The organism is Candidatus Dormiibacterota bacterium (assembly GCA_035532035.1).
Taxonomy (GTDB): domain Bacteria; phylum Vulcanimicrobiota; class Vulcanimicrobiia; order Vulcanimicrobiales; family Vulcanimicrobiaceae; genus Tyrphobacter.
On record DATKRS010000025.1, the window covers coordinates 1 to 25,716 of the forward strand.

Genomic DNA, 25,716 nt, shown 5'->3' on the forward strand with positions numbered 1-25,716 from the left:
GTCGGTGACGGTGCGGCCGTAGCACGCCGCGCCGCACCACATCGCGCGGCAGCGGCGGTCACCGGGCGGGGTGCCGCAGCGCGAGCGTGCAAAGTCGGGGCCGAGGAGGGACGCGCAAGGGCCCTGACCGGGCGCCTTTCCCGGCCCCTCGCGTCAGGCGACTCGGTCCCTAGCCGGGCGCAGCTTGAGCGGTCGCAGCACCGTTGCCGGGGCCGCGCAGACCGGGCAGCGCAGCGGCTCGCGCACGACGTGCATCCCGCAGAGCAGCAAGCTGCAGGTGTCCCGCGTGCAGGCGTAGCGCACGAGCCCGCGACAAGGGGCCCCGTCGATGCGCGGCCGGGCGCAGAGCCGTTTTGCGCGCTCGGAGACCGACGCATGGAGTGGACTCGCTGCAGAGGTGGTGAGGACCATGCTTCTACCTTGCAACCGCACACGAACTCGCGTCAATGTCCCCCACGGAATCATGACGATTCGATGTGAGCAGTGTCACGCGCAACGTAAGCGTCTCTTCCCACGGGGCCGGATCCGTCAGCGCATCGACGGATCAGGTTGGAACGATCGCCGTGCCAAGAGCGGGAAGGGACCGGACGATCAGCCCAGCCTGTTTCAAGCCGCTCGGTTGCCAGAGAGGCTGTCGGTGACGTGCTTCGATCGGTGCCTGGCGATTTGCGCTCAGCGCCGATCAACAAAAACCCCCGCCATTACGGGGTTCCTGGTGGGCCATCCAAGGTTCGAACTTGGGACCTCATGCTTATCAAGCATGCGCTCTAACCAGCTGAGCTAACGGCCCGAGAGCCCCCACGCTTCGCGCCCGCCGCCCGCGCTCCTCGCGGCGGCGCTTTCGTGCATGTCGAATGGGCTCAAATCAAGGCGATCCACTTTTTCATGATCTCGTCTTCGTTCTTGAGCTGTGCGAGCATCAACGTCTCTAACGCATCCAGCTCGCGCAGCAACTCGGCGTGCTCGGCCTGCCGTTCGTCGAAGGCCGCATGCTGCGCTGCGACGGCGGCTTGCGCATCCGGGTCCTGTGCCGGGGAGGGTGGCGCTGCGCCGCGCGTCACGGAGCAGCGCCATCTGATGGGATAGAGTGCCGGCGTCATTGCGTGATCGTCTGGATGAACTTCTTCGTGATCTCGTCGTCGGCCTTACGCTCTGCCATATCCACGTTGCGCAGCGTGTTGATCTCGCGCATGTTCTCCGAGCGCTCGTCCATCATTTGATCGAACATCGTCGACTGCAGTGAGAGCTGCTCTTGGTTGGCCATTTGCGATGCGTAGAGCCCGAGCTGGAAGTTCTGGTCCTGCGTGTTGATGGCGTTCATGGCGCCGTTCTGCGCCGCGGACGACGCGCTGCTGAAGAGTCCACCGAGCAGCGAGCTGCCCGCGCCGAGCGCCAAGGGAAGTAAGAATGACATGCTTTGCTCCTTTACGTGGTGCTGAGGTCGTCGTCAGCATCGCCGTCGCCGGCATCGAAGAACGCCGCGTCACGAAACGCGCGCAAGTGTGCCGCGGGCGGGAGCGCCGGCGAAAATGGCATTAGGGCGAGCGCCGACGGCGCGACCGTCTGGGCCTGGGACGCCAGGCTGCCTGTCGATTCGGGTGCGCTGCCACCGATCAACGCCTCGTGACGGAGAACGGAGTCTGCGTAGCCGAGACGCCGGCCGTCGGCCCAGTCCGTGACGCTGCCGGTCGCCTCCGGGTCGCCGGCGTTGTACGCGCTGAGCGCGCGGTGAACGCTGCCGTACCTGTGGATCAGTCCAGAGAGCATCGTGGCGGCGTACTCGGCATTCTGCGCAGGGTCCATTGCCGCGGCGCTGCGCGCAAAGGCGTGATAGCGGTCGTCGATCTGAAAGACGCCGTGCCCGTGGCCGCCGTCGCCGACGATGTTGTGCCCGGCGTTGCTGCCTGGGCCGCCGGTCTCTTGGGCGGCTACGGCAGCGAGCAAGGCTGGGGCGAGGCCGTGCTCGCGGGCAGCCTGGGCTATGGCCCCGGCATAGGCGACACCGTGCTGGGAGAGGGAGGTCGCTGCAATCGAGCTCATCGCCCGGCTCTTCACGCAAGGACGCGCGTTTGACAAGAGGAGGGGGGAGGCCTAAAATGTGCGAGTTTGGTTCGAGGGCACAGGGTCGACGTCAGTGCGCTGCTCGCGGGCAGTCGCAACACCGTCGAGATCGAAGACGAGGCGCCGATCGAGAGCTTCGAAGGCGTGGTCTTCGAACAGCCGGCGTCGGTGCGGCTGCGATTGCGCTCGACCAACGGGTGGCTCGAGGTCGAAGGCTCGGTCGACGCTCGCGCGAGCGGCGAGTGCGACGTTTGTCTCGATCCGATCGGCTTCGACGTCCACGTGGACGTGGACGAGCATTTCGATTCGCAGGCGGGACGCGATGCGGATCCGTTCGGCGAAGGCAACGTGCTGGTGGGAAGCCATTTCGACGTTGCCGACCTCGCGCAGCAGGTAGTATTGAGTGCCCTGCCGATGGGAGTACGGTGTCCGCGGCACGAGGGGCCAGCAGAGTTTTAAAAGGGATGAGAGTATCGTGGCAAATCTAAAATGGAAGACCCCGCGCAGCAAGACGCGCAGCCGCCGGGCGGCAAACTGGAAACTGCAACCGGTAACGACGGTGCAGTGCCCCCAGTGCAAGCAGCCGAAGCGTCCGCATTTCGCGTGTGAGAGCTGCGGTACGTACAACGGCCGGCACGTCGTCGACGTCGGCGACGAACACGCCGGCGCGTAACGCGGAAGCCGCGCATTGGCCCTTCGTGGAGTGAGAATTGCGGGCGCCGCACGGTATGCGCCCGAGCGAATCGTCACCAACGAAGACTTCGAGCGTTGGCTCGACACATCGGACGAATGGATTACCGTTCGCACCGGCATGAAGCGGCGTCACTGGGCATCGGAGAACGAAGCGACGAGTGACCTCGCGATCGCGGCCGCGCGCGGCGCACTCGCGCAAGCAGGGGTGCGCGCCGACGAGATCGATTGCTTCATCGTCGCAACCGCCACGCCCGACTATCTCTTTCCCGCCACGGCGTGCATCATGGCTGCGAAACTCGGCGCCGTCGGGAAAGCCGCCTTTGACCTCTCGATCGCGTGCAGCGGCTTCATCTACGGGCTCACGGTCGCGGCAGGACTCGTGCGCTCGGGCATCTACCGTCGCGTGCTGCTCGTCGGAGCCGAGACGCTTTCGAAGATCACGAACAAGCAGGATCGCTCGACGGCTATTCTCTTCGGCGACGGTGCGGGCGCGGTCGTCCTGGAAGCATCGGAGCGCGACTGCTTTCTCGCGGCGGAGCTCGGTGCGGACGGAACGACGCCGTCCACCCTCTTCCAGGAAGCGGGCGGCTCGCGCCACCCCGTCGACCATGCAGCCATCGATGCCGGTCTCCAATACATTCAAATGGAAGGCCGGGAGGTCTTTAAGTTCGCCGTCACCAGCATGATTGGCGCAACCGACATCGCGCTCGGCCGCGCGGGACTCACCCGGCACGACATCAGCTTCCTGATCCCGCATCAAGCGAATCGCCGTATCATCGACGCAGCGGTAAAGTATCTCGAGCTGCCGCGCGAGCGCGTGCTCATCAACATACAGGAGTACGGGAACACGTCGTCCGCGTCCATCCCTATGGCGCTCGCCGAGGCGGTCGACGAGGGGCGCCTGCGCGACGGCGACGTGGTGCTGTTTGTCGGCTTCGGTGCCGGCCTCTCGTGGGGCGCGGTCGTCTGGCGCTGGAGCGCGGTTGGGCCACAGCAGGAGCATGCGTGAAGCGCATCGCGGCCGTCTTTCCCGGTCAGGGATCGCAAGGCGTCGGGATGGGCGTCGACGTTGCGACGCACGTCCCCGCCGCACGCGAGCTCTTCGAGCGTGCTGCGCGCGTCCTGGGTTACGACCTGCTCGCGCTCGTGCGGGAGGGGCCCGAAGAGACTCTGCGCGAGACGCAGTACAGTCAGCCGGCGATCTTCACGACCAACGTCGCGCTTTTCGCCGCGTCCGGCGTTGCGGCAATCGTGAGCGCCGGGCACTCGTTTGCGGAGTTCTGCAGTTTGGTCGTTGCCGGGGCAATCGCGTTCGAGGACGCCGTGCACGTCGTCGACGAACGCGCGCGCGCGATGCACGAGGCAGCGCAGCGCAGCGCGGGCGGAATGTCTGCGGTCCTGGGGCTCGAGGCCGAGCGCGTGCGCCCGATCGTGAAGCGCGTCCACGACGAGCGCGGTGCGGTTCTGCAGCTCGCAAACTTCAACTCACCCACGCAGATCGTTCTGAGCGGGGACCTCGAAGCGCTTCGCGTGGCGGGTGATGCGTTGCTCGAATCGGGTGCCAAACGCGTGGTTCCCCTGAACGTCTCCGGCGCATGGCATTCGGAGCTGATGCGTCCCGCGGTGGCGCGATTCGCGGCGGCAGTCGCGGCGATGCCGGTATCGTTGCCGCGCTTCGACGTGATCTCGAACGTCGACGGCCGGGCGTACCGCGATGTCGAAACGATCAAGATCAACCTCGTGCGCTCGGTCACCGACGAGGTGCGGTGGCACGAAACGTCAGAGGCCTTGCTCCGCTACGGGCTCGACATGGTCGTGGAGTTCGGGGCGAGTCCGGTGCTCACGGGGATGATGCGGCGACTGCCGGATGCGCCGCGGACGCTCGCGGTGAGCGACATGCACGGCGTCCTGGCGCTCCGCGACGCGTGCGCGCAAGGCACGGCCGTATGAGGTTTGCCGGTCAAGCGGCGCTCATCACCGGGGCGAGCCGCGGTATCGGACGTGCGATCGCGGTCGAGCTCGCGAAGGCCGGCGCGGACGTCGCGCTCGTCGGGCGCGATCGAGCGGCGCTCGAAGAGACGGCGGGCTTTTGCGCTGCGGCGCGCGTCGGCGCGAGCGCACATGTCGTGATCGCGGACGTGACGCATCGCGATGCGATCGAGAGCGCCGTCGAAGAGACCGTGCAGCGTTACGGGCGCGTCGACGCGGCCGTGGCGAACGCGGGGCAATCGGCCGACGCGCTGCTGCTTCGGCTGAAGGACGACGTCCTCGACCGGCTGATCGACGCGAATCTGAAATCGGCGTTTTATCTGTGCGGAGCGGTGGCCAAGCCGATGATGAAACAGCGGAGCGGGTCGATCGTGCTGGTCTCGAGCATCGTGGGGTTGACCGGAAACGCAGGCCAGGCGGCGTATGCTGCGACCAAAGCCGGGCTGATCGGCCTGTGCAAGTCGGCTGCAAAGGAGTTGGGTTCGAGGAATATAAGAGTCAACGCCGTCGCGCCCGGTCTGATCGAGACGGCGATGACCGAGAAGATGCCCGAAGCCGCAAGAGAGATGCTCGTCAAGCAGGCCGCCCTCGGGCGCCCCGGAACCCCGGAGGACGTCAGCGGCGTCGTGGCGTTCCTCTGTTCGAGCGCCGCAGGGTACATAACCGGCCAGACCATCGTCGTCGACGGCGGGGTCGTGATGTGAAGGGAGAGCTATGGCTACCACGTTCGAAAAAGTGAAGAAGATCATCGTCGAGCAGCTCGGCGTGGACGAGGCGGAGGTTACTCCCGAGGCGTCGATCACCGACGACCTGGGCGCCGATTCGCTCGACCAGGTCGAGTTGGTGATGGCGTTCGAGACCGAGTTCAACATCGACATCCCCGACGAAGAAGCGGAGAAGATCAAGACCGTCGGCGACGCGGTGAAACGAATCGACGAAAGCACTGCGAACGCGTAAGAGCGAACGGCGGGCTTCCGATCGTGTTTGATCAGCTGAGCGACCGCCTCGGCGCGATTTTCTCGCGCCTGACCGGGCGAGGAAAGGTCACGGAAGCTGAGCTGAACGAGGCGCTGCGCGAGGTTCGCGTTGCGTTGCTCGAAGCCGACGTATCGCTTTCGGCGGCGCGGGCGTTCGCTGCCCGCGTCAAGGAAAAGGCGCTCGGATCCGACGTGCTCGCGTCGCTCACGCCGCAGCAGACGATCCTCCGGGTCGTGCACGACGAACTCGTCGCGCTGCTCGGACCGGCAGACGCGTCGCAAGCGCGCTTGCACTTCGCAGACGCGCCGCCGTCCGTGATTCTGCTCGTCGGGCTGCAAGGCTCGGGCAAGACGACGCAGACCGCAAAACTCGCCCTGCGTCTGAAGGAACAGGGGCGACGTTCCTTGCTGATTGCGGCGGACGTCTACCGCCCTGCCGCGGTCGAGCAGCTCCAGATGCTCGGTAAACAAATCGACCTTCCAGTATTCGAGGCCGCGGGGAGCGATCCGGTCGAGATCGTGCGCCGCGGCGTCGCCGAGGCAGTAAGGCTGGGACTCTCGACGGTGATCGTCGACACGGCCGGGCGGCTGCAGATCGACGACGCGCTGATGCAGGAGCTCGAGCGCATCAAGGATGTTTCAAAACCAGTCGAGGTGCTGCTCGTCGCCGACGCGATGACGGGCCAAGAAGCGACGAGCATTGCGAAGGCGTTCCACGAACGTCTCGGCATCACGGGCGTCGTCCTGACGAAGCTCGACGGCGACACGCGCGGAGGCGCTGCGCTCTCGATCTTCGAGGCGACGGGTGCACCGATCAAGTTCGTCGGCGTCGGCGAGCGCGTATCGGCGCTCGAGCCATTCCATGCCGATCGCATGGCTTCGCGAATCCTCGGCATGGGAGACGTCATGACGCTCATCGAGCGCACGCAGGCGCTCTACTCGGAGGAGCAGGCGAAGAAGCTCGAGCAGAAGCTGTTGCGCAATGCGTTCACGCTCGACGACTTTCTCGAGCAGCTGCGCCAGATTAGAAAGATGGGCTCCGTGGCAGAGCTCGTGAAGATGATCCCCGGCATGTCCCGCAACCTTCCGAAAGATTTTACCGTCCCGGAGGGGGAGCTGTCCAAGGTCGAGGCGATCATCTGCTCGATGACGCGGCGCGAGCGCCGCGATCCGGAGGTGCTCGACGGCTCGCGGCGCAAACGCATCGCATTCGGGTCGGGTACGCAGGTCTCGGACGTGAACCGGCTGATCCGCCAGTTTGACGACACGCGCAAGATGATGAAGCAGCTGGGCGGCCAGCGTCGCGGGCGCGTGCCGGGCGCATTCCTGGGACGGTAAACCAGAGTTGCAGAAGTAAAGGAAAAGATGGTCAAGATACGATTACGCCGCATGGGAGCGAAGAAGCAACCGACGTACCGCTTCGTCGTTGCGGATTCACACTCGCCGCGCGACGGGCGGTTCATCGAGATTCTCGGACACTATAATCCGCGCACCGAGCCGAAGACGCTCGTCGTCGATGAAGGCAAAGCAAAGGAGTGGCTCGCGAAGGGCGCACAGCCGACGCCGACGGTTCGCCGTTTGCTCGCCGAGCGCGGCATCTGCGAGCGCGCACCTTTGCGCGCAACGAAGCGCGCACCCAAAGTCGGCAAGGCGAGGTAGGCAAGCATGAGCGCATTCGATGACGAGTTCGGCCTCTTCGGAGAGGAGACGGAGCTCGAGCGACGCTCGCAGTTACCCGCCCGTAAGATCGCTTCCAGTGAGACGATCATCGACGACGTGGAGCTCGAGGAAGGGGCGCAGCGTCGCGAGCGTCAGCCGAGACCGCGGCGCAGAGACGAGCGCGAGCGGCGCGAACAACCGCGCAAGGTTTCTGCGGATCCGTGGGCGTCGACGCGGCGTGCGAGCGAGCTGCTCGGATTCCTTGCGAAGCGCCTCGTCAGCAAGGCGGACGGCGTGAACGTCGAGTTGTTCACGGACGAGAGCGGCGAGCCGGTCATCGAGCTCGTTGTCGATCCGGAAGACCTTGGAAGGGTGATCGGTCGCAATGGACGCGTGGCGCAGGCACTGCGCACGCTCGTACGCGCGAGCGCTGAGAGCCGCGTCGCGGTCGACATCATCGACAGCGAGGAGGCGGCGCAGCCGCTGGCGACCGACGGCTGAGGAGATCCCCGTCGGAAGGATCGCGGGATGCTTCGGCATCGCGGGCGAGCTGAAATGCGATCCCACGCAGGCGGCGCGCTCGCTGTTCGTGCCGGGTGCGACTTTTCGCTATGAGGTGCGCGACGGCGAAGGGACGGTGCGTCTGGGCGCCGTGCGCGAACATGCCGGGAGGCTGCTCGTGCTTCTCGAGGGCGTCGCCGACCGGACGAAGGCGCAAAAGTTCGCCGGCGCGACGCTGTACGCGCCGCGCGAGTCGGTTCCACTTGCATGTGGGGAGTTTCTGGACGCAGATCTCGTCGGATGCGCGGTGGTCGACGTGAGAGGCCGATCGTACGGAACGGTGGAGCGCGTCGAACACTTCCCCGCGAGCGACATGCTCGTGGTCGGCGGACGTATGGTTCCGATGGTGAGCGCGATCGTACGCGGAATCGATCTAGCGGGCCGCAGTATCACCGTCGACCCGCCGAGTGGGCTTCTGGAAGACTGAGTTCGTCAGCCGTTGCTCGGATGGGTCGTGACGTAATCGGACACGGCGCTCGCGACGGCCTTAGCGATGTCGAAGTCGCTCGCGGTCGTCTGATAGAGCACGTCGCCGAAGCACGTCCACACCTGGAGCGTGAAGATGCTCTTCGTGTGGGGCCGCAAGCCGCCGATACGCTGAAGGACTAGCGTCCCCGTTGCGATCGTGTTGTCGCGATCCGCGCCGCAGATGGAGTCGGCGGCCGTGTGCAGATTTGTGGGCGCGGCGCCGCCGTTACGTACGGCGAAGTGCGCGGCGAGGTCGTGCTCGAGCAGAGTGGTCGCGTGGGAGAGCTCCGATGCCGGAAGCGCGCTCTGGCTATGGACCGCGATGATGATGACGCCACGCGATGGCTTTGCGGACGGCATGGGTGTGACCGGCGCCGCGGTGCGTCCGTGGTGCGCGAAGAGATGACCGAGGCTGAACTGCGCTCCGTTGGTCGGTGCAGTTGATGGCGCCGCCGTCGCCGACTCGGCGGTCGTGACGCTGACGTTGGTTCCCGAGAGCTGGAGGACGGCATCGTGGCAGGCGAGCGCGATGGAGCGCGCGTCGTTCACGCCGTACACCTGAGCCGTCTGCGCAAACACGATGACGCCGCTCTGGACGCTCACGACTTGGACGACGACCGATATGCTGTCGCCGATCGGCGTAACGTACCCGGTAATGTAGTAGTCGGCCTTGCGTGCGCGTGCGTTCGTGAGCAGAGCGGCGCGCTGGATGCCGCTGGGAACCGGCAGAATATTGACGTTCCCCGCAGTCGTGAACTCACGCGAGAAGATCGTCGCGACCTGCGTTCCAACCTTCGCATCGAGCCCTCCGGCGGTATCGAACGGGTAGATGAGCACGGTCGGGTTCAGTGAGGAGAGATTGAGATTGACGGTCGCGCTCGGCCTGGGGGTCGGCGTGGGTGGAACCGGCGAGCGAGGCGCCGCCGCGAGCAGGGCGACTCCGCAGCAGAAGGCATAGACGATAAAGATCCGGCGCATCCGCAGAGGTTGTCCCTTCCCTATCTCAGGCGAGGCTATCGAGGAACGCCTGCAGAGCGGCGTTCGTCTCGCGCGGGCGTTCGAGCATGGCAAGATGCCCGGCGTGCTCTACGGTTTCGACTTTGGCGCCAGAAATCCGGTCGCCGAGCAGAAGAGCGTATTTTGGAGGTGTGAGCGTATCGAGGCTGCCGTTCAGCGCCAGGACGGGAAGCCGAATCTCGCCGAGCCGCTCGACGCGGTCGAAGGCGTCGCAGGCGCGAAGGTCCGCAAGCGTCTGCCGCTGCCCTCTGCGCTCGAGCATGCGTACCGCCGTTTCCACGAGGCCGGGTGCCGGCTCGGCGAAAAGGCGTCGCGCGAAGTCGCGCGACGCCGATGGGAAATCCGCCTCGAGCGCCTCGAGAATGGCCGGTGCGACGCGCAGCCTCGCTCCGGAGCCAAGGAGCACGAGCGCTCGCACGCGGGCGTTGCGCTGCAGTGCAAGCTCCAGCGCAATTGCGCCGCCCATCGAGCTCCCACAGAGAACCGCGTTGCGGATACCGGCGTCGCGTACTGCATCGGCGACTGCTGCGGCGAAATCCTCGACACGCTCGAGGCCTGCCTCCTCGCCGGGAAGCTCGAGCGCGATGCTGCCGGGAAAGGCACCGGTCTGATGCATGAAGACGTCGCGCGTGCAGCCGGCGCCGTGGACGAAGACGAGCGTCACCGCTGCTCGCTCTTCGCGTAGACGCCGCAGAGCTGCGCCCCGTAGAGAAAGATCGTGCCGATGACGTAGAACCACAAGAGCAGCGCGAGAGGCGCCGATAGGACGCCATAGATGCGCAGGAAGTTGACGTGCAGAGTGTATTGCGCGAAGGCGTATTGCGCGAGCGGCCAGGTCGCACCCACGAAGAACGCGCCCGGAAGCGCGAAGCGAAGCGAGGCCTTGCGGTTCGGCAGTACCGCGTAAAAGATCAGCGAGACCGTGAAGACGAGGAGTATGGAAACGACGTAGGCGCCGATGTGGGTGAGATGCGCCGCGTCGCTGACGCGAGCGAACCGCATGAAGAGCTCGAGCAGCACCGGCAGCCCTACCGCGATGACGAGCAGCACGCCTGAGAGCGGAAGCATCACGAGCGAAAGCGCGAGGTGGTTGAAGAACGGGCGGCCGATCGGGACGCCGAGCGCGCGGTCGAGAGCGACCGTCACGCCCATAAAGAGATTCTTGCCGGACCAGAGCAGGATCAACAGCGCGATCGCGCTCGATACGCCGCGGCCATAGATGTACGTCCGCAGGTTGACCTCGATGAAGTCGCGCAGCGGCGGCGCGAGCGTACCGAGAAGGAGCAGCGCTCGGCGCTCAGCGTCTGGGATCACGAGCGAGACCGCGGCGAGAACGAGCACGGCGAGGGGGAAGAGCGCAAAGATCGCGTTGAACGCGAGAGCCTGGGCAAGAAAGCCGCAGTTGTCACGTTGAAACCCGCGCCATGCATCCCGAAGCGCCGGAAAGAGTCGCTCCATTCGCGATGAAGTATCGCCGTAGGATGCCGATACTCCCACTCGCCGTGGCGGTTACGGTGCTGTTGGACGGGCGGCCGGTAGCGGCATATGCCCGAGCATACGTCGCAGCGGGCCGCACGTATGCGCCGTTAGCACCCTACGTCACGCGTATTGCGGATAGGCTCGAATACAGAGCCGGAACGCTCGTGATCGATCGCGGCGCGCGCTACGCGCGCGTGGCTTTACGCAGCGTCACGCCGGATGCGCTGGACCGGCAGTACGTCGCGATCGCCCCGATCCTGCGCGCCCTCGGCGAGTCCGTGCGGTACGATTCGAAGGCGCGCGCGGTCGACGTGCGTACCCCGCAGACGGCGTCGGTCGCGACGCCGGTGCCGTTCGATCCATTCGCCGCACAGGTCGCGCCCCACGTCGTTTTCACTCCGGCGCCGATTCCGACGCCGCGCCCCGTGTGGCATGGCCCTGCGATGCCGCGCAGGACGCCGCTGCCGTATCCTAGCTGCTGCTCGGTGCGGCCGCAGGCCGGCGCGCGACGATACTGAGGAGCGCGAGAACGATTGCCGCGACGAGCGCCATCCAGACGTGAGCCGGGTTCGTCAGGAAATGCACGCCGAGGACGGCGTCGAGCGAGTAGATCCCGTTGGTTGCAAAAGCGATCCCGAGCACCGCGGCGACGTTCATCGCGGGAAGCTCCCAGCCGCCGTTGGCGGCGAAGAAGCCCTTCGAAATGTGCACGGTGAAGATCGCCACCAGCATCACGAGGACGATGAGCGCGGGTCCCGTAGCGCCGAGGAGCCCGAGCAGCGTGAGGATCCCGCCGACGAACTCGCCTAAGCCTGCCGCCACGGCAAAGAGCGTGCCCGGACGAAAGCCGAGTTGTTCGAAGAATGCGCCGGTCCCGGTGGGGCCGTGACCGCCGAACCAGCCGAAGAGTTTCTGCGCGCCGTGCGCTGCGAGGCTCCCTCCGACGAGTAGCCGGGCGATCAATATCCCGACGCTGACGCTGACAAGCATGCCGTTGCTCCTTTTCCGAAAAGACACGCTGCCCGGGCTTCCGTGCAGCTTACCCTATTTGCGACCCGAGCTTTCGGAGGTCGGTTGCGAGCCCGAGGCAACCAGACGGCGCACGAGAACGAAGCGGATCCCTTCGGCCTGGAGCCGGGGTATGAGCGCCCGGATCGCCGCAAGCGTCGTCGGGCGCGGGTGTCCGATCGCAATCGCACTTCCGCGTTCCCTGGCGATGCTCGCGGCGGAGAGCAGCTGGGACTCGATGTAGGCGACGTCGGCGCGGTCGTCGAGGAAGACGTCGCGCGTTGCCGTCGGGATTCCGGCATCGCGCGTCCGGGCCGCCGCTACTGAATCGCCGATCGTCAGCGAGTCGACGAAGAAGAGGTTGCCGTGCTTCTTCAGGGCGGCCGCCACGTCGCGCATGACGCGGGGATCGGCAGTCGCCTTGCTTCCCTCGTGATTGTTCACCCCTTCTGCTAGCGGTACGTCCGCGAGATCGGCGCCGACCTGGGCCACGATCTGCGCATCGCTCATCTCGGTCGTCACCTTCCCGGGACCGGGATTGAGCCCGGAGATCGTCTCCATCGGCAGATGCAGCATCACGCCCTTGCCGGCCGCAGCGGCTTCGCCGGCGATGAGGTGCGTGTACGGGACGTCGGGCAGCACGGCCAACGTCAACGGAACCGGAAGTGCGATGAAGGCGCGCTCCATCTGCAGCCATTGCCCGCAATCGTCGATCACGATGGCGAGTTCGGCGCCCGACGCCGCGGGGGCGGCGGACGGCGTTACGGTGCTCGGCGGGAATGCCGCCGCGCCGGTAACCGCCGGAGACGGTGTAGCGGAGGCGACGACGCGCGCGACCGGCTGCCGCTGGTGTCGTGTCACCGGATGCAAGATCCACCAGGCAAATGCGGCGCCCAGGACAACGATCAGCACCGCAACCGGCCATAGGGTCCGGCGACCGGAAGGGTTCATTCGCTATGACTTCGACATAAAAGCCCTACATGGCCCGCTACATCACGCACCCCGCGGCGCGTTCGTTCGTGGCCGGCGGATTCGTCGCAGGAACTCTCGGCGGACTCATCTTCGGCGCGTTTCTCTTCGCGATCGGGCTGGCGCGCTATCCGACGACGTATCAAGTAATAGCTTCGGGCATCCTCGGGCGGACTGCGTTCACGACGACGAACTACGCATGGGCCGGAATCGGGATTCATTTCGCAATCGCGGTCGTCGCCGCAATCATCTATGCGTACGCCGCGCAGATGAGCGGCCTTTTGGGGCGCCCGTTGCTCGGGGGAACGATCTTCGGCCTGGCCGCGAACGGCGTGATGGACGTGGTGGTGTACGCGCGCGGGCTCGCTCCGCTACCGACGACTTGGCACGACATCGGAATCCAGGCCGTAGCCCACGTCGTGTTCTTCGGCATTCCGGTCGCGTGGTATCTGTCGCGCTACGAGCGCGTACCGGTGCCGTACTCGTGAACGCGCGCCCGGCAGCACTCCTGCTGACGTTGCTGCTGGTCGCACCGAGCACGCCGCCGGTCCCCGCGGTGACGGCCACCGGTATCCCACTCGATGCCGCGTGGAAGGTGCGCGTCTACGAGCTTGCGCGTGCGAAGTTCGTCCATCCCGCCTGGGGCTGGCAGCACTCCGAGCGCAACTACCGCCTCGCGATGGACCTCGCGCGAGCCGACGGGCTACGCGTCGACACCGACGTGCTCTTCGCGGCAGCGTTCCTTCACGACATGGCAGCATTCATGCCGTGCGCCGACACGCATCTCGAGCACGGTGCCTGCGCGGCGCAGCAGAGCCCAGCGCTTCTTCGCGCGGTGGGGTTCCCGATGCGCAAGATCGCCGCGGTTCAGGAAGCGGAGCGCGGGCACATGTACTATGCGAACCCTGGCACCGATCCGACCGCGATCGTGCTGCACGACGCCGACTCGCTCGACTTCCTCGGGGACGTGGGTGCGGCGCGCATGATCGCGCTGATGGGAGCGAAGTCCGCATCATTCGCACCAGCGCTGCGAACGCTCCGCACGCTCCTGCGGGAGATTCCGCCGCGCCTCATCACGCGAGCGGCTCGCCGCATCGGCGCGCAACGAGCGGCGGAGCTTCACGCGTTTCTCGCCGCGATCGCGACCGAGACGCGCGCCGGAAAGGCGATCTAGCGCGTCAGTGCGCGGCGCCGACGTGCCGGCCCGCGGTTTCGAAGAGCTCGTCGCGTGCTTGAACGCCGGAATATCGTCGGGCTTACGGCATCTGCGGCGAAGCTCGCGACGCGTTGCCCTTTCAACGTTGCGCAAGTCATGCCGTGCTTGCACCCGAGGCACGCCAGCTCCGCGCGGCGAATGTCCGCGCGAAGATGTTCCGCTACTTGACGGCCGGGGAATCGCACGGTCCGGCGCTCGTCGGCATTCTCGACGGGCTGCCGGCGCACGTGCGCATCGACGCGGAACGCGTCGATGCGACCCTCGCGCGCCGCCAAGGCGGATACGGGCGTGGAGCTCGCATGAAGATCGAGAGCGACCGCGTGGAGTTCCTGGCCGGCGTACGGGGCGGGGAGACGCTGGGTTCCCCGGTTGCGGTAATCGTGCGGAATCGCGATTTCGAGAACAACCGCGCGTTGATGGATCCGCTGACGGGCTCTGGACCGCCTCTGACGAATCCGCGTCCCGGGCACGCCGACTATGCCGGCGCGCTCAAGTACCGGCAACGCGACTTGCGCAACGTGCTCGAGCGCGCGTCCGCGCGCGAAACGGCGATGCGCGTCTGCCTAGGCGCCATTTGCGCGCAGCTGCTCGAGGAGCTCGGCATGACGACGCGCAGCTACGTCAGCCGCATCGGGCCGGTCGCCGCGCCCGAGCTCGACGAGTGGGAACAGGATGAGGTCGAGCGCAGCGACGTGCGCTGCCCGCATCTCGAAACCGAGCGCGCAATGATTGCGGCGATCGATCAAGCAAAAGCCGGCGGTGACACGCTCGGCGGCAGCTTCGTGGTACGCGTCGACGGCGTCCCCGCAGGTATCGGAAGCAATCGCCAACCGAACCAGCGCCTCGACGGCGTGCTCGCGGGAGCATTGATGGGCATGCAGACGGTCAAGGCCGTCGAGATCGGCGCGGGTGGCGACGTGGCACGCCTTCCCGGCTCGCAAGCGCACGATCTCTTTGCGCTCGAGCCGTCCGGCGGCGCGTACGGCAAGGTCGTGCGGCCGAGCAATCGCGCGGGCGGCATCGAAGGCGGCATGTCGAACGGTGAGCCGATCGTTGCGCGCGTATCGGTCAAGCCGATCCCGACGCTCATGAAGGCTGCGCCGTCGGTGAATCTCCACTCGGGCAGCGCTGCTCCCGCGACGATCGTGCGTAGTGACGTCTGCGTCGTTCCGGCTGCTGCGATCGTCGGGGAAGCGATGGTACGCCTCGCGCTCACCGGACCGGTGCTCGAGAAGTTCGGTGGCGACTCGCTTGCGGAGACGCTCGACAACCTGCGCCGCTCCGTGGCCGCGGCTCGCGATTTGTTCTCGTAATCGTACGGTGGAGAGCAGGCGCCACATCGCGCTGATGGGTTTCATGGCGTCGGGGAAGTCCACCATAGGCAAGCGTCTGGCGGCGCGGCTGAAACGGCCGTTTTGCGACACCGATGCGGAGGTCGTTCGGCTTCACGGGCCGATCGCGCGCATTTTCGACCTCGAGGGGGAGCAGGCGTTTCGCGCCTACGAACGCGATGCCGTCGAACGAGCGTTGAGAAGTTCTAGCCCGTCGATAGTGGCGCTCGGCGGAGGAGCGCCGACCCACGCCCCGACACGCCGCCTGCTCGAATGCCATGCCTACCGCGTCTTTCTCGACGTCGAGCCGGAGCGGATCTACGAGCGGGTCAGGAGATCGAAGACGCTGCGCCCGATGCTCGGACCGGCACCCACGCGAGCGGTGGTTGCAGCGCTGCTGCGAGAGCGCGCGCCGCTCTATCGCGAGGCGGAGCTGGCTATCGCGTGCAAGGGGTTGACGCAATCGGCGATTCTCGACGCTATCTACGAGCATCTTCATGCGATCGGCGTCGCATCGTGAACGTGCAGAACGAACGTCTTGGATACCCTATCGTCATAGCGCACGACGTGCGCGCGAGTCTGCGTGAGGCGATACGCGCGCGCGGTGGACGGTTCGTCGTGCTCTACGATGCGCAGCCTGCGGTCGCGTCGCTCGCGAAGAGGCTTGCGAGCGGGGCGAGCGCCGGGATTCCGGTTCGCCTGGGCGAGCGACGTAAAACGTTCGCGACACTGGAAGTAGTGCTCGACGCACTCGCGCGCGCAGGCGCAGAACGCTCGACCGTCGTCGTCGGCGTTGGCGGCGGCGTTGCCGCGGATCTCTTCGGCCTCGCGAGTGCGCTCTACGCTCGTGGCACGCCGTACCTCCACGTGGCAACCTCGCTGGTGGCGATGGTAGACGCCGCGATCGGCGGTAAGACGGGCGTCGATCTTGCCACCGGAAAGAACCTGGCCGGGGCGTTTCGCAATCCGGCCGGCGTGTTCGCACACGTCGACGCGTTGCGGACCTTGCCGTATCGCTGCGTGCGCGAGGGGCTCGCGGAGGTCGTGAAGGCCGGCATCATCGTGGGAGGCGATCTCTTCGAGTCCCTCGAGGTCCTCGCCGCGCACCCGTTTTCGCGCTGGCCATGGCTCGAGCTCGTCGCGGCCGCGGTCGACGTGAAAGCCGCAATCGTCGAGCGCGATCCGCGCGAAGAGGGCGAGCGCGCGCTCTTGAATTTGGGACACACCTTCGGGCATGCCTACGAGCGTGCGAGCGGGTATCGCATCACGCACGGCGCAGCGGTGGCGCTAGGGCTGCGCGCCGCAGGCCTGCTCGCGCAGCGTGTGACGCGCTTCTCGCAACGCGATCATCTTCGCGTGCTCGCGCTGCTGGCGCTGCTCGAGATGCCGCTGCGTACGAGCGTCGAACCGCGCGCCGTAATGGCGGCGATGGCGTCGGACAAGAAGCGCCGTGGCCGCCGCCAGCAGTTCGTGCTTCCACGCAGGATCGGCGACGTGCTCTACGATTGTGAAGCTCCGCGCTCCGCGGTGCTCGAGGTGCTCGCGCTCATGCGTCGTGCGCCCGCCGACCGGGGCTAGGAAAGCCCTAAGCGTGGCGCGCTTGGTCGACGCATTGGCGGCGATTCGCTCCTCGCGTTTCGATCTTCCGTTGACGTACGACGCACGAGAACTGACGTTACGCGTCGGGGATCTCGTTCGCGTGCCGCTTGGGCGGCGAGAGGTTCTCGCCTACATCGTGCGCGCCCCGTACGAGGGCGCGGTCACGCACGACGTGAAGCCGGTGGCCGAGCGGCTCGATGCACCGCGCGCGTTCGATGACGCGGGGTTGCAGCTTGCGCGCTTCGTGGCAGACGCCTACGTGTGCACGCTCGGGGAGGCGCTCAGCGCGATCGTACGTGCCGAAGCGTTGCCGCGTCTCGTCGAGCGCGTCGTTCGCGTCGCAGCGCAGCCGGACCCGGAGCGCTATCCATCGGTACCGCGCAGGCTTCTCACGCTGCTCTGGGAGGACTTCGAGCAGGCGATGCCGCTCGAGCGTGTGCTGCGGCACCCGGAGGCTCGCCGCATCGGCGATCGCGCGTCGCTGCTTCGATACCTGGGTGTGCTCGTACGCAGCGGCGATCTCCGCCGCGAACGGAGCATGGCGCCGGCCCGCACGCATGAGTATCGCGAGCGCGTGCTGTTTCCCGGCGAGCGCGAGGCACGAGGGAAGAAGGCACGGGCGTTGCGTGAGGCGGTGTCCGCTCGTGCGGGGATGCCGCGAGCGGATGCTCTGTTGGCCGGATTCTCGAGCGCGGTCGTCGCGCGCGCGCTGCGCTCCGGTGCTATTCGCGAAGAGCACCGCATCGTACCGCGCGCTTCGGGCGGAGTTCCAGCTCCGATGGAGGAGCCGACCCAGGAGCAGCGCTCCGCCTTGGAGTGCGTCGGCGCGGCTCTACGCGCCGGCACGTTCGAGCAGCTGCTGCTGCACGGCGTGACCGCGAGCGGTAAGACGCTGGTGTACTTGGAGGCGATCGCTCGCGTCGTGCGCGGCGGCGGACGCGCGATCGTGCTAGTGCCAGAAATCTCCCTAACGCCGCAGACGGCGGCGCGCTTCGAAGCCGTCTTCGGGGAGCGCGTTGCGGTGCTGCATTCGGCGCTCTCCGATGCAGAGCGCGTCGCCGCCTGGCAGGCATGTGCGCGCAGCGCCGTAGACGTCGTGGTCGGCGCGCGAAGCGCCGTCTTCGCTCCGCTCGCGGACGTTCGTCTTATCGTCGTCGACGAGGCGCACGAGACCACATACAAGCAAGACGTAGTGCCGCGCTATCATGCCGTGGCCGTTGCGCGGGAACGCATGCGCATCGCAAGCGGCGTTTTGCTGCTGGGAAGTGCGACGCCGTCCCTCGAATCGTACGCTGCCGCGCGCGCCGGGCGCATCGGCCTGATCGAGATGCACGAGCGCGCGTCCGGCGGCCCGCTACCCGACGTGCGGGTGGTCGATCTCTCGCGCGAGTTTGCGCAAGGGAACCGTGGGATCTTTTCGGCAGCGCTCACGCAGGAGCTGGCCGAGCGAATCGAGCGCCGCGAGAAGAGCGTGCTCTTCGTCAATCGCCGAGGCAGCGCGCGGTTCTTGCTCTGTCGGGACTGCGGCACGGTCCCGGAGTGCCCGCGCTGCAGCGTTGCGCTCGCCGTGCACCGCGGCGAGGGATTGCTGCGCTGTCATTACTGCGATCATCGAGAGATGATACCGCGGCGCTGCAGTCACTGCGGTGGGGAGAACGTCAAAGAGCTGGGCGTTGGGACCGAGCGCGTTGCGGAAGAGGTGCGGCGGCTCTTTCCCGCCGCGAGCGTGCTTCGCATGGACTCCGATACGACGACGCGCGTCGGCGACCACGCGCGGATCTTGCGCGCCTTTTCCGAGGACGGCGACGTTCTCGTCGGAACGCAGATGGTCGCCAAGGGTTTAGACTTTCCATCGGTAACGCTGACGGGGGTCGTCGCGGCCGACGTCGGATTGCACGTCCCCGACTTCCGCGCCTCCGAGCGTACCTTCGCGCTCGTCATGCAGGCCTGCGGACGCAGCGGGCGGGCGCGACCGGGAGTCGCAATCGTCCAGACCTACGCGCCGCAGCATCCCGCGATCCGGTTTGCGGCCCTGCACGACTACGAGGGTTTCGCGGAGCTAGAGCTTGAGGAACGACGCGCGCTCGGCTATCCGCCTGCGACGCGTTTGGTGTACCTGGGCGTGATCGGGCGCAGCCGCACACGCGCACAAGGCGCGGCGGTGCGTTACGCGCGGGAACTGGTGGCGACCGGAACAGCCGACGTTCTCGGTCCCGCCCCATATCCGATCGCGCGTCTGAACGACGAATGGCGCTTTCGGATCTCACTGCGCACGCGCAAGCTCGGCGCGCTACGCCAAGAGATCCGCCGGCGCGTCCTGCCGCTTGCCACGGCAGACCGCACGACGCGTCTCGCGATCAACGTCGATCCGTGAGCGCGCCTGCGGCGGTTGGGAAGAGGCCCCCTAGGTTTTCTTCTTCCTGCTCGTCGTCTTGCGTGCGGGCGTGGCGCGCGACTTCGGCGCCTTCTTGGCCACGGGCGCTCCGGCGGTCTTTTTCAGGGCCTTTGCGAGACGGGATTTCTTGCGGGCCGCCTTGTTCGGATGAATGATTCCCTTGCCGGCCGCTTTGTCATACGCGGCCTCGACGGTTGCCGCATCGGCTTGATGCGCGGTGGCGCTCTTGAAGAGCGTCTTGAGGCGCGTCTTCGCCTCCTTGTTTTGAGTGCTGCGTTTCTCGGTCTGACGCATCCATTTTTGCGCGGCCTTGATGTTGGGCATTACTGGACCATAGCATGGCCGCTCGGGGCACGCAAGATTTGCAGGTAGCTCGCGTACCGCCCGGCATCGATCTCGCCGCTCGCGACCGCGGCGCGAACGGCGCAGCCAGGCTCCGTGAGATGCGTGCAGTCCGTGAAGCGGCAGTGCTCGGCAAAAGGAGGCATCTCGACGAATGCACTCGCGAGCTCACGCGGAGCGATCGCACCCAGACCAAACTCGGCGATGCCCGGGCTATCTATAAGGAAGCCGTGCTCGAAGCGGCAGAGACGCGCGGAGGTGGTGGTCTGCCGTCCGATGCCGTGCCGGGAGAGATCGCCGACGACCGCCTCTCCGCCGAGCGCGCGGAAGATGCTGCTCTTGCCTACGCCGGAGACTCCGCAGAGCAACGAAGCGCGCGCGCACAGGAGTGCGCGCAGCTCCTCCACGTGCGTTCCATGCTTAGGGTCGACGACCGCTGTCGCATAGCCCAGCTTCGCATAGAGCTGCCGCCAGTGCGCCGTGCGCTCCGGGGCGGCGAGATCCGGCTTGGTGAGGACCATGACGGCCGCGATGCCCTCTAGTTCGGCGAAGGCGACTAGGCGGTCGAGAACGGGCGCACGGGGTGACGGCTGGGCAAGCGCGGCGACGGCAACCAGGGTGTCGACGTTCGCCGCAATGGTCTTGGAGCGGCCGGCGACCGTGCGACGCGTCAGCGCAGAGCTGCGCGGCTCGATGCGTTCGACGACCGTGCTGCCGTCCTCGAGCAATCGAACGAAGGCGACGTCCCCTGGGACCGGCATCGAGCGGCGGCCGCGCATCCTGCGCAGCTGCGCCATTCGCGCAACGCGTTCTTCGTCCAGTGCGACCCATGCGGAGTTTCGCCCGGTGGACACGACGAGGCTGCGGCGAAGTTCGTCTACGCGCAAGAGCGGCGGCTGCAAACGCCTAACAAAGCAACGGGAGTAGAAGCAGAAACTCGAATGATCGAGCCCATCGTCCTTGCAGTTTTCCCCTCGGTGCCGCAAGCCTTGCCGGCCCTTGAGCGAGCGTTGGCCGGGCCCGGTGCTCCCGACGGAGTCCTCTCGGTGCGGCGAGCGGAGGACAGCATCGTCGTGGAGTGGGATCCGGAGCGCAGCGCCGTGCGGCTCGTGATGGGGGTCATCGATGCCGAGCTCCTGAGGTACGGCTCCGGACGGCGGGCCGAGCTGCTCGCACCGCTCTCCGAGCAGCGTCTGGCGGCGATTGCCGCGGCCGAGCTGCACGGGCCGGAGATTACGGCCGACCGCATCTTGGAGAGGCTGCTCGCGAAGGCCGGGCTATGCTGAGCAGTTTTCTTTCGAACGTCGGCATCACCGACCTCGTCGACGTGCTCGCGACGAGCGTCCTCATCTACTACGTGCTGTTGCTCATCCGGGGAACGCGTGCCGTACAGATTCTGACGGGCGTCCTCGTGCTGCTGGGGCTCTTAGGCTTGGCGAACGTCTTTCATCTCTATTTGATGGGCACCATTCTCCAGTTGCTCGTGGCGGTCGGCGTCGTGTCTCTGCCGATCATCTTCCAGCCCGAGCTGCGGCGAGCGCTCGAGCAGTTAGGCCGCGGCGGCGTCTTTCGCATGGGAGAGGATGCGTCCGAAGCGCGGCGCTCGCAAGATCCCGCGATGGCCATGCTCGCGGACGCGGCGATCCTGCTCTCGCGCAGTCGCCTCGGGGCGCTCATCGTCATCGAGCAGCAGAGCGGCCTGAAGGATTTTACGGAGAGCGGCACGTTGCTCGACGCGCGCCTCTCCGTCGAGCTGCTTCTCGCGATCTTCAACGCGCGCTCGCCGTTACACGACGGAGCGGTCATCGTTCGCGGGTCGGTCGTAGAGGCGGCAGCGTGCTTCTTGCCGCTCGCGGAGCTTCGTACCGGAGGACGGCGGTTGGGAACGCGCCATCGCGCCGCTTTAGGGCTAACGGAGCAAACCGACGCTGTCGTGATCGTCGTCTCCGAGGAGAGCGGCGCCGTGACGATTTCGCGGGGCGGGAAGCTGACCAGGCCGATCGAGGACGAGCAACGCTTGCTGCGAATGCTCCTCGCCGTCACGCGCGGGCCGCGCGAGCGGCGCGCGCCCGGCGATTTCGTCACGCAGCTGCGAAGCCGGCTCTTCCCGCAAGTTCGCCGAGAGAAGTCACATGCAGATCATCCGCAAGAACTTCACACTTAAACTCCTCTCCGTGACGCTGGCGGTCGTCGGCTGGGCCTACATCCGCTTCGCGAACAATCCCGTCGTCGCGGCGCACTTCAATCAACAGCTCTCGGTTCCAATCACGACGGTGAACGTTCCCGTTGGTTTCGTCGCGCACTACACGGAGAGTACCGCTACCGTGACGATCGCGCCGAAGCGCGGCGTCGCGCCCGTGAAGCCGGCCGACGTGAAAGCCGTGCTCGATCTTGCGGGGCGGGGAGCCGGAGTCTATAACGTTCCCGTCGAGCTCGTTGCCCCCGATGTCGCCATCCAGAGTCTGAGCCCGGCCTCGGTGACGCTCACGCTCGAGAAGATCGCGCAGCGGACGATTCCGGTCGTCGTCCACTACTCCGGTCCACGCCAAGAGGGCGTCGTCGTGAGCGGAAGCGCCGCGCTGAGCCCGCAGAGCGTCGTCGTCAACGGAACGAGCGGCACGCTCTCGCAGGTGGTCGAAGTGCGCGTCAACATCCCGTTACCATCGTCGGAGCGATCGTTCGACGAAATGGTACGGCCGGTTCCGGTCGACGGCTCCGGCCACGAGGTCGAACAACTGCAGGTCGCGCCGGATCTCGTGCGCGTCCGCGTCACGTTCATCGCCGCGCAAGGCGAGCGGTGACGCTTTTCGGCACCGACGGCATTCGCGGCGTGGCGAACGCCGACTTGACGCCGGAGCTCGCATTTCGCGTCGGCCGGGCGGGCGCCACGGTGCTCGCACACAGCAGCGAGCGGCATCGGCCGGTCATCGTCGGACGGGATACGCGCCTCTCCGGAACGATGCTCGAGGCTGCGATCGTGGCTGGAATCACGTCGGTCGGGCGCGACGTCGTGGCGGTAGGGATCGTGCCGACTCCGGCGGTCGCCTGTGTAACCGTACGCGAGAATGCAGCAGCGGGCGTCATGATCAGCGCGTCACACAATCCGATCGCTGACAACGGTATCAAGTTCTTCGGCAGCGACGGCTTCAAGCTGCCCGATCCGATAGAAGAAGAGATCGAGGCGCTGATCGAGTCAGCGGACCTGCCTCGCCCCGTCGGCACCGGGGTCGGAACGGCGCGGCTCGCGCAGAACCTCGTCCGCCACTATTATCACCAGCTCGAGGAGGACGCAGCGACGCTCGACGGGATGCACGTTGTCGTGGACGGTGCCTTCGGAGCCGCGTACGCGATTGCACCCTATGTTCTACGCAAGCTCGGAGCGACGGTAGTCGAGCTGAACTGCGAGAACGACGGCGCGCGCATCAACGTCGGCTGCGGCGCAACCGATCTTCGCCCGTTGTTGGAGCGCGTGCGAAGCCTGCGCGATCGTGGCGAGCGAGTCGTCGGCGTGGCATTCGACGGCGACGCGGATCGCGCGCTCTTCGTCGACGAAACCGGCGCAGTGGTCACCGGCGACCACGTGCTCTTCGCCCTTGGCTGCCTGCTCCAACGACGTGGGTCGCTCGCAGGCGACGCCATCGTCGGGACGGTCATGACGAACATCGGCGCGGAACGCGCACTCGCGGCGCACGGCATAGGGCTGATGCGAGCACCGGTGGGCGATCGTTACGTGCTCGCTGCGATGCGCGCGGGCGGTTACGTGCTAGGAGGCGAGCAATCGGGACACGTCATCGATCTGCTGCGCAACACGACAGGGGACGGACCGATGACCGCGGTCTTGCTCTTGGGGGCGGTCGCCACCGCGGGTCGTACGCTACACGAGCTCACAGAAGAGGTCGTCGTTGCGCCCCAAGTGCTCGTGAACGTCCCGGCGCGCAATCGCGAAGCGCTTTCATCGGCCCCGGTGATGGAGGCGATCTCGCAGGCGGAGGCGGCCCTGGCCGGCTGCGGCCGTCTGCTGATCCGGCCGTCCGGAACCGAGCCTTTGATCCGGATTATGGCCGAGGGAGACGACCTGGCCACCGTCGAGGAGGCCGCGGCTGGGGTCGCAGCGGCCCTGAGGGAGGAGATCGGGCGGCTGGAGGTAACCTAGGCGCGCAGACAACTGAAGATCACTGAATCCGAAGCACCGCTTCGGAGCGGGGGATTCCCATCTGGGGTGAATGGACCCAAGTCCCAAGCCAGGCGCGAGCGCCTGAGTCGAAGGATGGTCCTAGGGCGATCTTTCTCGTCCGAACCCGTCAACTAACCTCGCAAGTGTAGAGAAAGAGGAGTTGCTGTTGCGTTTTGCGTTCGCAGCCTGGGCGCTGATGTTCTTTGCGGGTTCTGTCGGTATCGGACAGGCCGCAATCGGCGCACCCCATGTGCAGCACGCGTCCAGGAGGCGGGTTAGCGCGGAGCGCACGAGCCCGGACCTGGGCCAATGGATGGCGCGGGCCGTCATCGTGAAGCACGTCCACCATGCCGCGGCCATCGGCCGCTTCACCCGGCGCGTTCTCGCGCGCACGTCCTTGCTCGCGCAGCGGCTCACCCGCAGCGCCTTGCGTTTCCTGGGCGTCCCATATGTCTTTGGCGGCACGAGTAGAGCCGGCTTCGATTGTTCGGGGTACGTCCAGCACGTCTTTGCGATGCTCGGGATTCATCTCCCGCGTACTGCAGATGCGCAGTATTACGCAGGCGCGCACGTTCGCAAGCTGCGTCCCGGCGATCTCGTCTTCTTCCAGACGTACTTGCCCGGACCGTCGCACGTCGGAATCTACCTCGGTCACGGGCGCTTCGTGCACGCGAGCTCTCATGGGGTAATGGTGAGCAGCCTCTCGCAGCCGTACTGGGAGAACCGCTATCTCGGCGCGAGAAATCTGATTCGTCGTTAGACAGAATCCAGCAGCCCCGAGCCGCCCGATTTTGACGACTCGGGATCTGCTTTCGACGGATCTAGGTGACCTTCAAAACGGTAGAATGCCGCCCATGAAGGTAGCCGGGGTGACGCTTCCGGCCGTGCCGATGCAGTGAACGGTATACCCCGCGACTCTATTGTAGCGCTGGGGGGTCAGCGGGATCTGTAGGAAGCGGTCAATTGCCCATACGGTAACCGTTTGTCCGCCCCGAGTCGCACAGACGCGATTTGGATTTGACCACGCCGATGCATGGAAAGCGTTGCCGGCGTCGTGATGACACGCAGTTGCAGCAAGCGTGATCGTGGCACCGCTGACCGTTTGCCCTCCACTGGGAGTACTTACGGTTCCCGTTGTTGGCGCAATGGGCACCGTGCCGGTCGCCGAACCAGGCATTGCCCTCCACGTTACAAATTCCAGACAGGTGAAGCTGTTCGCAGCAGCGACGCTGTTGGTTGGGCTGGATGCGCCAACGTGCGCACTACCGATACTGGGAGAGAGGGATACGTACATTGCGGCAGCCACCAGCATGGGAAGTAGTTTCTTACAGGTTGTCAATTTGGCCATCAAATGGTTCTCCTTTTGCGAGAACGTGGCGGCTGAAGCTACTCGTGGCGAAGCGGTGAGGAGCAGTATGAGCCGCTGCGTTATGAAACAGCCCTAATCGATACAATGAACACCGTATCCATTTAGGCGGCGCGCCCGATCGTTATTGGCCGCGATGCCTATAATATAGCACACGCCATAGCGCACGCCGCGTTCCACGGCGGTATCGACGCCTTGACGGTAGCCGCCAGCGCTCACCGCTACGGGTAGGCCCTGAGCGGGGCTCGCGGACAGGCAATCCTCGGCTTGGCGTCGTCTGTCTCCGAGGGTAGGCGCATGCTCGCATAAAATAAGGCGGCCAGCTACACGATGGGGTGTAGCCAAGCGGCAAGGCAGCGGACTTTGACTCCGCCATCGTTGGTTCGAATCCAGCCACCCCAGAGCGTCGCTC

General features: G+C 66.2%; 32 protein-coding genes, 2 tRNA genes and 1 riboswitch. Of the genes, 23 read left to right on the forward strand and 11 right to left on the reverse strand.

The window, feature by feature from the left end:
• Positions 1–713 precede the first annotated feature (713 nt).
• The 4 genes from VMV82_07985 to VMV82_08000 form a co-directional block, all read right to left on the reverse strand.
• Positions 714–790 (reverse strand) — tRNA-Ile (locus VMV82_07985).
• A gap of 70 nt (positions 791–860) precedes the next feature.
• Complete coding sequence (locus tag VMV82_07990; protein ID HUY41490.1) at positions 861–1,061, reverse strand: hypothetical protein; 201 nt, start codon at positions 1,059–1,061, stop codon at positions 861–863.
• 35 nt (positions 1,062–1,096) lie between these two features.
• Entirely contained in the window at positions 1,097–1,414 is a 318-nt protein-coding gene (locus tag VMV82_07995) for a hypothetical protein (GenBank protein ID HUY41491.1), read from the reverse strand.
• Between the two features lie 11 nt (positions 1,415–1,425).
• Positions 1,426–2,040, reverse strand: a complete 615-nt coding sequence (locus VMV82_08000) for a transglycosylase SLT domain-containing protein (protein HUY41492.1) — start codon at positions 2,038–2,040, stop codon at positions 1,426–1,428.
• A gap of 66 nt (positions 2,041–2,106) precedes the next feature.
• Between VMV82_08000 and VMV82_08005 the strand changes: the two genes are divergently transcribed.
• The 10 genes from VMV82_08005 to rimM are packed head-to-tail and all read left to right on the forward strand — an operon-like array spanning position 2,107 to position 8,367.
• Positions 2,107–2,520: a DUF177 domain-containing protein gene (locus VMV82_08005; GenBank protein ID HUY41493.1), complete on the forward strand. Its 414-nt coding sequence runs from the start codon at positions 2,107–2,109 to the stop codon at positions 2,518–2,520.
• Between the two features lie 16 nt (positions 2,521–2,536).
• The gene (rpmF, locus tag VMV82_08010) at positions 2,537–2,734 is read left to right on the forward strand and encodes a 50S ribosomal protein L32 (GenBank protein ID HUY41494.1); all 198 of its coding nucleotides are present in this window, start codon (positions 2,537–2,539) and stop codon (positions 2,732–2,734) included.
• Between the two features lie 30 nt (positions 2,735–2,764).
• On the forward strand, positions 2,765–3,763 hold the full coding sequence (locus tag VMV82_08015; protein HUY41495.1) for a beta-ketoacyl-ACP synthase III: 999 nt from the start codon (positions 2,765–2,767) through the stop codon (positions 3,761–3,763).
• On the forward strand, positions 3,760–4,704 hold the full coding sequence (gene fabD, locus VMV82_08020; protein ID HUY41496.1) for an ACP S-malonyltransferase: 945 nt from the start codon (positions 3,760–3,762) through the stop codon (positions 4,702–4,704). Before VMV82_08015 ends, fabD begins: the two co-directional genes overlap by 4 nt.
• On the forward strand, positions 4,701–5,447 hold the full coding sequence (fabG, locus tag VMV82_08025; GenBank protein ID HUY41497.1) for a 3-oxoacyl-ACP reductase FabG: 747 nt from the start codon (positions 4,701–4,703) through the stop codon (positions 5,445–5,447). The genes fabD and fabG overlap by 4 nt, the downstream gene beginning before the upstream one ends.
• Positions 5,448–5,457: 10 nt before the next feature.
• Complete coding sequence (locus VMV82_08030; protein ID HUY41498.1) at positions 5,458–5,700, forward strand: acyl carrier protein; 243 nt, start codon at positions 5,458–5,460, stop codon at positions 5,698–5,700.
• Between the two features lie 23 nt (positions 5,701–5,723).
• Positions 5,724–7,058, forward strand: a complete 1,335-nt coding sequence (gene ffh, locus VMV82_08035) for a signal recognition particle protein (protein HUY41499.1) — start codon at positions 5,724–5,726, stop codon at positions 7,056–7,058.
• A gap of 27 nt (positions 7,059–7,085) precedes the next feature.
• The gene (rpsP, locus tag VMV82_08040) at positions 7,086–7,379 is read left to right on the forward strand and encodes a 30S ribosomal protein S16 (protein ID HUY41500.1); all 294 of its coding nucleotides are present in this window, start codon (positions 7,086–7,088) and stop codon (positions 7,377–7,379) included.
• Between the two features lie 6 nt (positions 7,380–7,385).
• Complete coding sequence (locus VMV82_08045) at positions 7,386–7,880, forward strand: KH domain-containing protein (protein ID HUY41501.1); 495 nt, start codon at positions 7,386–7,388, stop codon at positions 7,878–7,880.
• On the forward strand, positions 7,765–8,367 hold the full coding sequence (rimM, locus tag VMV82_08050) for a ribosome maturation factor RimM (protein ID HUY41502.1): 603 nt from the start codon (positions 7,765–7,767) through the stop codon (positions 8,365–8,367). The genes VMV82_08045 and rimM overlap by 116 nt, the downstream gene beginning before the upstream one ends.
• 5 nt (positions 8,368–8,372) lie before the next feature.
• Here the strand turns inward: rimM and VMV82_08055 are convergent, their stop codons facing one another.
• The 3 genes from VMV82_08055 to VMV82_08065 are packed head-to-tail and all read right to left on the reverse strand — an operon-like array spanning position 8,373 to position 10,883.
• Positions 8,373–9,386 (reverse strand): hypothetical protein, encoded by a 1,014-nt coding sequence (locus VMV82_08055; protein ID HUY41503.1) that lies wholly within the window; start codon positions 9,384–9,386, stop codon positions 8,373–8,375.
• A gap of 25 nt (positions 9,387–9,411) precedes the next feature.
• The gene (locus tag VMV82_08060; GenBank protein HUY41504.1) at positions 9,412–10,089 is read right to left on the reverse strand and encodes an alpha/beta fold hydrolase; all 678 of its coding nucleotides are present in this window, start codon (positions 10,087–10,089) and stop codon (positions 9,412–9,414) included.
• The gene (locus tag VMV82_08065; GenBank protein HUY41505.1) at positions 10,086–10,883 is read right to left on the reverse strand and encodes a YihY/virulence factor BrkB family protein; all 798 of its coding nucleotides are present in this window, start codon (positions 10,881–10,883) and stop codon (positions 10,086–10,088) included. Before VMV82_08065 ends, VMV82_08060 begins: the two co-directional genes overlap by 4 nt.
• A gap of 23 nt (positions 10,884–10,906) precedes the next feature.
• Here VMV82_08065 and VMV82_08070 point away from each other — a divergent pair, with 23 nt between their 5' ends.
• A complete protein-coding gene (locus VMV82_08070; GenBank protein ID HUY41506.1) occupies positions 10,907–11,422 on the forward strand; it encodes a hypothetical protein in 516 nt (171 codons plus the stop codon).
• On the opposite strand, the gene VMV82_08075 is transcribed toward VMV82_08070, so the two are convergent.
• Positions 11,376–11,894, reverse strand: a complete 519-nt coding sequence (locus VMV82_08075; GenBank protein ID HUY41507.1) for a DoxX family protein — start codon at positions 11,892–11,894, stop codon at positions 11,376–11,378. The two genes, VMV82_08070 and VMV82_08075, sit on opposite strands and share 47 nt — an antisense overlap.
• A gap of 54 nt (positions 11,895–11,948) precedes the next feature.
• Positions 11,949–12,863 carry a divergent polysaccharide deacetylase family protein gene (locus tag VMV82_08080; protein ID HUY41508.1) on the reverse strand — a complete coding sequence of 305 codons (915 nt, stop codon included), beginning with the start codon at positions 12,861–12,863 and terminating at the stop codon, positions 11,949–11,951.
• A gap of 29 nt (positions 12,864–12,892) precedes the next feature.
• Here VMV82_08080 and VMV82_08085 point away from each other — a divergent pair, with 29 nt between their 5' ends.
• From VMV82_08085 to priA, 6 genes are all read left to right on the forward strand, one after another.
• On the forward strand, positions 12,893–13,369 hold the full coding sequence (locus VMV82_08085; GenBank protein HUY41509.1) for a hypothetical protein: 477 nt from the start codon (positions 12,893–12,895) through the stop codon (positions 13,367–13,369).
• Complete coding sequence (locus VMV82_08090; GenBank protein ID HUY41510.1) at positions 13,366–14,055, forward strand: HD domain-containing protein; 690 nt, start codon at positions 13,366–13,368, stop codon at positions 14,053–14,055. The genes VMV82_08085 and VMV82_08090 overlap by 4 nt, the downstream gene beginning before the upstream one ends.
• Before the next feature lie 194 nt (positions 14,056–14,249).
• The gene (aroC, locus tag VMV82_08095) at positions 14,250–15,410 is read left to right on the forward strand and encodes a chorismate synthase (GenBank protein HUY41511.1); all 1,161 of its coding nucleotides are present in this window, start codon (positions 14,250–14,252) and stop codon (positions 15,408–15,410) included.
• A gap of 7 nt (positions 15,411–15,417) precedes the next feature.
• Positions 15,418–15,948 carry a shikimate kinase gene (locus VMV82_08100; GenBank protein HUY41512.1) on the forward strand — a complete coding sequence of 177 codons (531 nt, stop codon included), beginning with the start codon at positions 15,418–15,420 and terminating at the stop codon, positions 15,946–15,948.
• Positions 15,945–17,006 (forward strand): 3-dehydroquinate synthase family protein, encoded by a 1,062-nt coding sequence (locus VMV82_08105; protein HUY41513.1) that lies wholly within the window; start codon positions 15,945–15,947, stop codon positions 17,004–17,006. Before VMV82_08100 ends, VMV82_08105 begins: the two co-directional genes overlap by 4 nt.
• Before the next feature lie 13 nt (positions 17,007–17,019).
• Positions 17,020–19,401 carry a primosomal protein N' gene (priA, locus tag VMV82_08110; protein ID HUY41514.1) on the forward strand — a complete coding sequence of 794 codons (2,382 nt, stop codon included), beginning with the start codon at positions 17,020–17,022 and terminating at the stop codon, positions 19,399–19,401.
• A 30-nt stretch (positions 19,402–19,431) separates the two neighbouring features.
• Here priA and rpsT read toward each other — a convergent pair whose 3' ends face one another.
• Positions 19,432–19,746: a 30S ribosomal protein S20 gene (gene rpsT / locus VMV82_08115; GenBank protein ID HUY41515.1), complete on the reverse strand. Its 315-nt coding sequence runs from the start codon at positions 19,744–19,746 to the stop codon at positions 19,432–19,434.
• Entirely contained in the window at positions 19,746–20,651 is a 906-nt protein-coding gene (rsgA, locus tag VMV82_08120) for a ribosome small subunit-dependent GTPase A (protein HUY41516.1), read from the reverse strand. The genes rpsT and rsgA overlap by 1 nt, the downstream gene beginning before the upstream one ends.
• 54 nt (positions 20,652–20,705) lie before the next feature.
• Between rsgA and VMV82_08125 the strand changes: the two genes are divergently transcribed.
• The 6 genes from VMV82_08125 (at position 20,706) to VMV82_08150 (ending at position 25,706) form a co-directional block, all read left to right on the forward strand.
• Entirely contained in the window at positions 20,706–21,050 is a 345-nt protein-coding gene (locus VMV82_08125; protein ID HUY41517.1) for a hypothetical protein, read from the forward strand.
• Complete coding sequence (gene cdaA, locus VMV82_08130; protein ID HUY41518.1) at positions 21,044–21,928, forward strand: diadenylate cyclase CdaA; 885 nt, start codon at positions 21,044–21,046, stop codon at positions 21,926–21,928. Before VMV82_08125 ends, cdaA begins: the two co-directional genes overlap by 7 nt.
• Positions 21,897–22,565 (forward strand): hypothetical protein, encoded by a 669-nt coding sequence (locus VMV82_08135; protein HUY41519.1) that lies wholly within the window; start codon positions 21,897–21,899, stop codon positions 22,563–22,565. The genes cdaA and VMV82_08135 overlap by 32 nt, the downstream gene beginning before the upstream one ends.
• Positions 22,562–23,917, forward strand: coding sequence for a phosphoglucosamine mutase (gene glmM, locus VMV82_08140; protein HUY41520.1), 1,356 nt, complete (start codon positions 22,562–22,564; stop codon positions 23,915–23,917). Before VMV82_08135 ends, glmM begins: the two co-directional genes overlap by 4 nt.
• Positions 23,918–23,927: 10 nt before the next feature.
• A riboswitch (cyclic di-AMP (ydaO/yuaA leader) is annotated at positions 23,928–24,100 on the forward strand.
• Positions 24,101–24,104: 4 nt separating this feature from the next.
• Complete coding sequence (locus VMV82_08145) at positions 24,105–24,698, forward strand: C40 family peptidase (GenBank protein ID HUY41521.1); 594 nt, start codon at positions 24,105–24,107, stop codon at positions 24,696–24,698.
• 937 nt (positions 24,699–25,635) lie between these two features.
• Positions 25,636–25,706, forward strand: a tRNA-Gln gene (locus VMV82_08150).
• Positions 25,707–25,716 lie beyond the last annotated feature (10 nt).